Annotated in this window: 8 protein-coding genes; 2 read left to right on the top strand and 6 right to left on the bottom strand. The window is 64.0% G+C overall.

What is annotated here, in order from left to right:
* Nucleotides 1-1172, top strand: a 1172-nt coding sequence (locus QZ378_RS11305) for an OB-fold nucleic acid binding domain-containing protein (protein ID WP_366935202.1), incomplete at its 5' end; no start/stop codon positions are given.
* A 12-nt stretch (nucleotides 1173-1184) separates the two neighbouring features.
* Nucleotides 1185-2738 (top strand): cardiolipin synthase, encoded by a 1554-nt coding sequence (cls, locus tag QZ378_RS11300; RefSeq protein ID WP_366935201.1) that lies wholly within the window; start codon nucleotides 1185-1187, stop codon nucleotides 2736-2738.
* 70 nt (nucleotides 2739-2808) lie between these two features.
* Here cls and QZ378_RS11295 read toward each other — a convergent pair whose 3' ends face one another.
* The 6 genes from QZ378_RS11295 to QZ378_RS11270 form a co-directional block, all read right to left on the bottom strand.
* Nucleotides 2809-3324: a DUF4364 family protein gene (locus QZ378_RS11295; protein ID WP_291258338.1), complete on the bottom strand. Its 516-nt coding sequence runs from the start codon at nucleotides 3322-3324 to the stop codon at nucleotides 2809-2811.
* Nucleotides 3325-3698: 374 nt separating this feature from the next.
* Entirely contained in the window at nucleotides 3699-4985 is a 1287-nt protein-coding gene (locus QZ378_RS11290) for a glycosyl hydrolase family 18 protein (protein ID WP_291258337.1), read from the bottom strand.
* Nucleotides 4986-4994: 9 nt separating this feature from the next.
* Nucleotides 4995-5735 carry an N-acetylmuramoyl-L-alanine amidase gene (locus tag QZ378_RS11285; RefSeq protein ID WP_191378572.1) on the bottom strand — a complete coding sequence of 247 codons (741 nt, stop codon included), beginning with the start codon at nucleotides 5733-5735 and terminating at the stop codon, nucleotides 4995-4997.
* A gap of 257 nt (nucleotides 5736-5992) precedes the next feature.
* The gene (locus QZ378_RS11280) at nucleotides 5993-6505 is read right to left on the bottom strand and encodes a CarD family transcriptional regulator (protein ID WP_291258336.1); all 513 of its coding nucleotides are present in this window, start codon (nucleotides 6503-6505) and stop codon (nucleotides 5993-5995) included.
* A gap of 12 nt (nucleotides 6506-6517) precedes the next feature.
* Nucleotides 6518-6757, bottom strand: a complete 240-nt coding sequence (locus QZ378_RS11275) for a hypothetical protein (protein WP_291258335.1) — start codon at nucleotides 6755-6757, stop codon at nucleotides 6518-6520.
* A 383-nt stretch (nucleotides 6758-7140) separates the two neighbouring features.
* The coding region (locus QZ378_RS11270) for a phosphoenolpyruvate carboxykinase (GTP) (protein ID WP_291258334.1) at nucleotides 7141-8183 on the bottom strand (1043 nt) is incomplete at its 5' end.

Raw genomic sequence — 8183 nt, 5'->3', positions numbered from 1 at the left:
GCCACTACACCCGGGAGTACATGGCCGCCCTGCTCACCTCCGTGCTGGACTCCAGTGAGAAGGTGGCCGAGTATATCGCCGAGTGCAAGGACTGCGGCATCGCCCTGCTGCCCCCGGACATCAACGAGTCGGAGGCCGATTTCACCGTCTCCGGCGACAACATCCGCTTCGGCCTGGTAGCCGTCAAGGGGGTGGGCCGGGGCTTCATCAACGAGGTGCTGGCGGAGCGGCAGAGGGGCGGACCCTTCACCTCCTTCCCCGACTTCTGCCAGCGCATGAGCGACGCCGACTGCAACAAGCGGGTGCTGGAGAGCCTCATCAAGTGCGGCGCCTTTGACAGCATGGGATTTCACCGCTCCCAGCTGCTCCGGGCCTATGAGTCCCTGGTGGACTCCATCGCCCAGAACAAGCGCAAGAACCTGGAGGGGCAGTTTGACCTCTTCGGCGGTGGCGGCGGCGGGGAGCAGAAGCCCCCGGAGCTGCGGGTGGAGCCCATCGAGGAGTTCACCCGGCAGGAGCTGATGGCCATGGAGAAGGAGACCACCGGCCTCTACCTCACCGGGCACCCCATGGACGAGTACCGGGCGCTGGCCCGCCAGTGTAAGGCGGCCCCAATCGGCGCCATTCTGGCCGACTTCGCCCAGGAGGGCGGCCCCACCACCTACCGGGATGAGCAGCGGGTGACCCTGGCGGGGGTGGTGGCCTCCGCCCGCACCAAGACCACCCGCAGCAACACCCTGATGGCCTACGTGGTGCTGGAGGACGACACCGGCTCCATGGAGATGCTGGTCTTCGCCCGGGTGCTGGGGGAGGCGGGCCCCTACCTGAAGGAGGGGGTGCCGGTGCTGGCGGAGGGCCGCCTCTCCGTCCGGGATGAGAAGGCCCCCCAGCTCATGTGCGACCGGGTGCGCCCCCTGGAGCACGTGAAGGGCAGCCAGCCCCCGGCGGAAGAGGGCCGGAAAGCCAGGAGGCTTTACATCCGCATACCCAGCCTGGAGGATCCCCGGTGGGAGAAGATCAGGCTGGTGCTCACCATGTTCCCGGGCACCGAGCAGATGAAGGTGCGCTGCGCGGACACCGGCAAGCTGCTGGGCACCCCCTGCCTGGTGCACGACGCCCTGATCCGGGAACTCCAGGAGCTGCTGGGCGCGGAAAATGTGGTGGTCAAGTAGAGAGGCGAATTCATGAAACCCATGAACATCAAAAAGCTGGCGTCCCTGCTCTTTCAGCGCTCTGTGATTGTGGCGGCGCTGATCCTTGTACAGGCGGCACTGATCATCGGAATGCTTGCGCTGTCCTCGGCAGGATACTCGTATGTCAGATGGGGCAGCCTGGTGCTGTCCGTGCTGGCTGTCCTGATTATTGTCAGCCGGCAGACCGACCCGGGGTATAAGATCGCCTGGATCGTTCCCATCCTGCTGTTTCCCGCCTTTGGCTGGCTGCTGTATCTGCTCTGCGGCGGCAACAAGCTGTCAGCCCGGCAGCGGCGGAAGATGCAGGGCATGGATCGCACCATGCTGGAGCAGCTGGAGCGGGACTACAAGGCGGAGCAGCTGGAGCGGCTGGGGGCGGATGCGGCCAATCAGGCCCGCTATCTGGAGCGGTACGCCCGCTGCCCCGTGTACACCAACACCTGGACGCGCTATTTTCCGCTGGGGGATGACGCCTTCCCCGTCATGCTGGAGGAGCTGAAAAAGGCGGAGAAGTATATCTTCCTGGAATATTTCATCATCGCCCCCGGCGTGTTCTGGGACTCCATTGTGGAGATCCTGCGGGAAAAGCACGCCGCCGGGGTGGACGTGCGGGTGATCTACGACGACGTGGGCTCCCTGAACACCCTCCCCATGAACTACGCCCACAAGTTTGAGGCCGAGACCGGCATCCCCTGCTGCTTTTTCAACCGCTTCAAGCCCATCATCTCCATCCGCATGAACAACCGGGATCACCGGAAGTTCTGCATCATCGACGGCCACACCGCCTTCACCGGCGGCATCAACCTGGCCGACGAGTATATCAACCAAAAGCCCCGCTTCGGCCACTGGAAGGACAGCGCCATCCTGCTGAAGGGGGAGGCGGCGTGGAGCATGACGGTGATGTTCCTCACCATGTGGGAGTATATCCGGGATGTGGAGGAGGACTACAGCCGCTTCCGCCCGGCGGCCCTGCCGGCGGAGGCCGCCGGGGGGGCCGGATACTATGTCCAGCCCTATACCGACAACCCCCTGGACGACGAGCCGGTGGGGGAGACGGTATACCTGAACCTGATCAGCAAGGCCAAGCGGTATCTCTATGTCATGACGCCCTACCTGATTGTCAGCGACAGCGTGAATACCGCCCTGTGCAACGCGGCCAAGGCGGGGGTGGACGTGCGCATCATTACCCCCCATATTCCGGACAAGCCCCTGGTGTTTGAGCTGACCCGCTCCCATTACGAGCCCCTGCTGGAGGCGGGGGTGCAGATCTTTGAGTACACCCCCGGCTTTGTCCACGCCAAAAATATGGTGGTGGACGATCTCTGCGCCGTGGTGGGCTCCATCAACCTGGACTATCGCAGCATGTTCCTCCACTTTGAGGACGCGGTGCTGCTCTACCGGGATCCCACCATCCTGGATGTGAAACGGGATTTCCTGGAGACCCAGTTTAAGAGCCAGCCGGTGACGCTGGAGGAGTGCCTGGCCCACGCCTGGCCCCGCCGGCTGTTCCGCTCCATCCTGCGGGTGCTGGCCCCGCTGCTGTAGGTGAAACAGGCCCCAAAAGAGCACGCCCCGCGTACCGACGCGGGGCGGACTTTTTGGGCTTGTTTCAGGTTCACTCCTCCCGTTCGTCCTTTCCATCCTCACCGGAGGAGAGGAGAGCGGAGAGCACCTCGTTGTAGATGCGTTCCGGCTCCGCCTTGAAGTTCCTGGCCAGACGGTCGGCCTGCTCCTGGGAGCCGCAGAACATCTCCAGGGTCAGCAGGTTGCCGGTCTCGTCGTCCAGAAAGAGCTGCAGGGCGACACCGCCGTCCGTGCGCAGATGGGTCTCGGCCCGCACCTGTGCGTTGCGGCGGAGGATGCCGTTGAGCTTGACCAGCTGGGCGCTGCACTTGCGCTTGACGGAGAAGGGGAGGCTGCTTTCACAGGCGGCGCTGTTGGCCCGCCCCTTCTCCGTGATGGCGTAGAGCCCGTCCTCCAGGGTCAGGTGGCCGGTATCCACCAGCTCGGACAGGGCCTCGGCAAAGTCGAAGTAGTCGATGCCGTCGTCGCACACGGTCAGCCCCGTCACGGTGGCAAAATCCACCGGGGCCGCCACACGGCACATGAAGTAGAGGATCAGCAGTTTCATATCAAGCTTGTCATGGATGAAGCCGTATCGCGCCATGGGGAGCTCCTTTCAGCGGACGGGGATAACCACTATATCTATGTACTTATTATACCGAAGGAACGAAAAAAGCACAAGGGGTATTTTCTGCCCGCCAAAGACGCAAAAACGCGCCTCTGCAGGCAGAGGCGCGGAGTGTCTGGTCTGTCTCCCGCAGGGGGCGATTGCCGCCCTGCGGGAGACAGTAATGGGGGTGGGTCAAAGAGAGGAAAAGAGAGGAGGAGGTTCGACAGGATTGCTTTGGTCTTCCTGGCAGTCTCTATTCTATCAGCTTCCGCCGGCAAGTGGTGAACCATTTCCAAACTTACTATGAACGTTCTATGAACGCCAGAATGCCTCTAAATCTGCGGCCCCCGGACGCGGTAGAGGGCGTTGAGCACCCGCCAGTTCTGGGGGAAGGGCCGGTTGAGATTCCAGTATCCCACGCCGTCCAGGCCGTACTCCGGCACCAGGGCCAGCTTGGCCTGGATGGAGCGGGCGTCCTCGAACCACACCTCGTGCCCGCCGCCGTATTCGTCGGTATAGCGGAACCAGGGGGCCTGGGACTGCTGGTCATACTGGATCTCCACGCCGTAGCGGACGGCCAGGGCCACCGCCTCCTGGGGGGAGAGGGACTGGGCCCTGGTGCGGCCCTGGACAAAGGGGAGGGGCCAGTCGTACCCGTAGAGAGGCACCCCCAGCCACAGCTTCTCCGCCGGGATCTCGGTGAGGGCGTACTCCACCACCCGGCGCACGTTGGGCAGTGGAGCCACCGCCATGGGCGGGCCGTAGATATAGCCCCACTCGTAGGTCATGAGAAGCACCCGGTTGACAGCGGCGCCGATGGCGGCGTAGTCGTGGCCCTCGTAGAGGGTGCCCGGCTGGTCGGCGGAGGTCTTGGGGGCCAGGGCGGCCAGCACCGGCAGGTCCAGGGGGGCCAGCCGCTCCGTCAGCCGGGCCAGGAAGGCGGCGTAGGCCCCGGCATCCTCCGGCGGCAGATACTCAAAGTCCACATCCAGCCCCCGGTAGCCCTTTCGGAGCAGCATGGCCTCCAGGTTGTCGATCAGGGTGTCCTGCAGCGCCTGGTCGGTGAGGGCCAGGTGAGCCAGCTCGTTGGAGAAGCCGCCGCTTTCCGTGAGGGTGGACAGGTGCATCAGCGGGGCGGTGCCCGCCTCCACCGCGGCGGCCAGGAGGGCCCTGTCGTCCAGCTCCACCAGCGCCCCCTGGGGGGTGAAGCCGTAGGTAAAGGGGGTCAGGTAGGTGAGATAGGGCAGGACGGAGGAGAGCAGGGAGGAGGGGATAAAGGGGTAGGCGTAGCCGCTGGCGGTTAGCTCCCCCTCCGGCTCCTGATCATAGGAGATCACCAGGGTCTCCCCCGGGTAGATGTCCGGCCGGCCGCCCAGGATGGGGTTGTTGCGGTAGAGCTGACGGAGGGAGAGCCCATAGGCCGCGGCGATAGAGGCGGCCGTCTCCCCAGCCTGCACCGTGTGGGTCTGGGTGGGGAACTGCACCACCAGCGCCTGGCCCACCGCCAGGCGGCCGGAGCTCTCCAGGTCGTTGTCCAGCACCAGCTGGGACATGGGGATGCCGTACGCCAGGGCGATGGAATAGGCGCTCTCCCCGGGCCGCACCACGTGGATGACCATGGCGGCGCCTCACAGCAGGGTGATGAAGTCGCCGCTGGCCCAGCCCACCACGTTGTCGAAGCGCACCACATACCAGCCCTGCCACTGGTTGAGGACGGTGAGCCGGGCGCCGTCATAGGCCCGGGCAATCACGGCGGAGCGGGTGTCCGGCTTATCCCGTATGTTCAGGTAGCCCCAGGACACGTCCACCACGGCGGGCCGGGGGGCCTGGGGCTCCAGGAAGGGCAGGCCGAAGTACTCGGTGAGGGAGAGGACGATGCTGCGGGCGATGGCGTCCAGATTGTTCTTCACCCAGGCGGCGTCGTCCGGGTTGTCGTGGTAGCCCAGCTCCAGGAACACCGAGGGGGCCCGCACCCGGCGCACCTCACCGATGGAGGTGGTGGGCTCCGCCCGCACCAAGTTAGGCAGGGGGTAGATGGTTTTCAGGCCGTTGGCCACCAGGTTGGCGGCCCGCTGTCCCTGGACGGAGCCGGGATAGTAGAACACCAGCACCCCCCGCACCTGGCCGTACTGGCCCTCCGGCGCGGCGTTGGAGTGGAGGGCCAGGTGGAGATCATAGCTGCCCGCGTTGGAGGCCCGGATGGAGGACGCGGCGGTCATCTCGGGGGTGTTGCGGGTGTAGCGGATGCCGGCGGCGGTGAGATAGGGCACCATGGCGTCGGCCAGGCGGTTCATCCACTCCTCCTCGGTGCCGCCGTTGACGTACAGGTTGTTCTCCTGGGTGGAAGGGGAGAGATAGATGATGGGCATGGGAATACCTCCTTTTGCCCATCCTATGCGCCGGACCGGCCGCCTGACAGCAAAAAAGCGGGACGGATCAGCTCCGTCCCGCAGCAGCCTGTCGAAAAGTCTTTTCGACAGGCTGCTGAACTTTTTGAAACTTTTTTGAAGTTTCAAAAAGTTGTTTGATCCAACGCGAAAGGGAACCCTGACGGTTCCCTTTCACACTATCCTTCCCTCCGAATCCTTCGGTCGGAGGACTTATCGATAGTCTCAGGCGGGACGGATCAGCTCCGTCCCGCCGCTTTCAGCTTTTGGTGAATATATTGGGGCACGCTGTCCTGGGGGATGCCCAATGCCACGGCGAGCTCCCCGTAGAGCAGCGCTTCCGCCCGCTTGCGGAAGCGCTCGTCCACCTTGCCCGGCTGCCGCCCGGCCCGGCGGGCGTCCGAGTCCTTGTGGTGGATGGTTTTGAGCAGCCGGGCCAGCTCCGCGCTGTCGTTGGCGCGGAAGGATTCCTGGTAGGCGTGGGAGCGGAGCTGGGGATTTTTGGTGTCCACCGGGCACTCCGGCAGGCCGGGCAGCTGGAGGATCAGCGCGTCTGCCTCCTGCCGGGTGAGCACCGGCCGCATGGACACGTGGGCGTCCACCGGCACATAGATGGTCTCCGTGCTGGCCAGGGGGCGGAGGGTATAGTAGGGCCGATGCCGGTCGCAGGCGCTGGAGGCCGGCGTCCCCACCGCCATCACCTGGCAGACGCCGCTGCCGCCGTAGACCACATAGTCTCCAATCTGATACATAGGCCCACCAGCTCAGTCCAGATAGGTGCCGCAGCTGTAGAAGTTATACTGCCGCCTGAGCCTGACGATCACAGAGCCGTCCGGCTGAGGCGTTTCCGCTTCGATTTTATAGGCCACCTGCTTGCGCGTCAGAGACAGCTTGTAGCTCTCCACCTCTTGGCGCACCATTTTGGCGGCCAGCTCGGGGCTGAGATCGTCGCTGGCGGAGAAGAGAATGGTCTGTTCCAGGCAGGCGCTCTGAATCCGTTTCATGGGCAATTCCTCCTTTTCATCTATAAAAATGATAGCACATTTTGATTTTTGCCCGCCAGTGAAACTTTTTGCATAAAATCAACTTTGGAGATTCCGCGCAGAGTAAGACCTGTCCTGTTTTGTGTATTTTGACCATAGGAAAAGCGCCCGGCGGCTTGGCCGCCAGGCGCTTGCGGCTGTTAATAAACCCTCCAGCCAAAGGATTCGGAGGGAAGGATAGTGTGAAAGGGAACCGTCAGGGTTCCCTTTCGCGTTGGATCAAACAACTTTTTGAAACTTTTTTGAAGTTTCAAAAAGTTTAGCAGCCTGCCGAAAAGTCTTTTCGGCAGGCTGAAGTGCCCGGCGGCTTGGCCGCCAGGCACTTTCACGGATAGAAAAGAGATTCAGTTGAGCCGGCCCTCCAGCGCGTCCAGCTCCTGGGAGAGCTGTTTCGGCAGCTTGTCGCCGAACTTCTGATAGAACGCCCGGATGCCCTTGACCTCCTCCTGCCACAGGGCCTTGTCCACGCCCAGCAGGCCCTTCAGGGTGTCCAGCTCCACGCCGGAGTCCTCCAGATCGATGTCCTCGGGCCTGGGCTCGTAGCCAATGGCGGTCTCCGCCGCGTCGGCCTCACCGAAGCAGCGCTTCAGGATCCACTCCAGCACCCGCAGGTTGTCGCCGAAGCCGGGCCAGATGAAGTTCCCCTCGTCGTCGGTGCGGAACCAGTTGACGTTGAAGATCCTGGGGGCCTTGTCTCCCAGCTTCTCACCCATGTCCAGCCAGTGCTGCCAGTAGTCGGCCATGTGATAGCCGCAGAAGGGGAGCATGGCCATGGGATCCCGGCGCACCACGCCCACCGCGCCGGTGGCGGCGGCGGTGGTCTCCGAGGCCATGATGGAGCCCACAAACACGCCGTGGGCCCAGTCCCGGGACTGGTAGACCAGGGGGGCGGTCTTGGCCCGGCGGCCGCCGAACACGATGGCGGAGATGGGCACGCCCTGGGGGTTCTCAAACTCGGGGGAGATGCAGGGGCAGTTCTTGGCCGGGGCGGTGAAGCGGGAGTTGGGATGGGCGCCCTTTTCGGTGGAAGTCTTTCCGTTCCAGGGGCGGCCCTTCCAGTCCACCGCGTGCTCCGGCGGGTTCTTGTCCAGGCCCTCCCACCACACGGTGTTGTCGTCCAGGTTATGTACCACGTTGGTGAAGATGGTGCCCTGCCGGGTGGTGGCCAGGGCGTTGGGGTTGGATTTGGCGTTGGTGCCGGGGGCCACGCCGAAGAAGCCGTACTCCGGATTCATGGCCCACAGGCGGCCGTCGGGGCCGATGCGCAGCCAAGCGATGTCGTCGCCCACGCACCAGACCTTCCAGCCGGCCTTGCGGTAGTGCTCCGGTGGAATGAGCATGGCCAGGTTGGTCTTGCCGCAGGCGGAGGGGAAGGCGGCGGCCAGGT

Source organism: Flavonifractor sp., from assembly GCF_019422385.1.
GTDB lineage: Bacteria > Bacillota > Clostridia > Oscillospirales > Oscillospiraceae > Flavonifractor > Flavonifractor avistercoris.
Note: the sequence above shows the minus strand (reverse complement) of the source record. Positions and strands in the feature narration are given on the sequence as shown.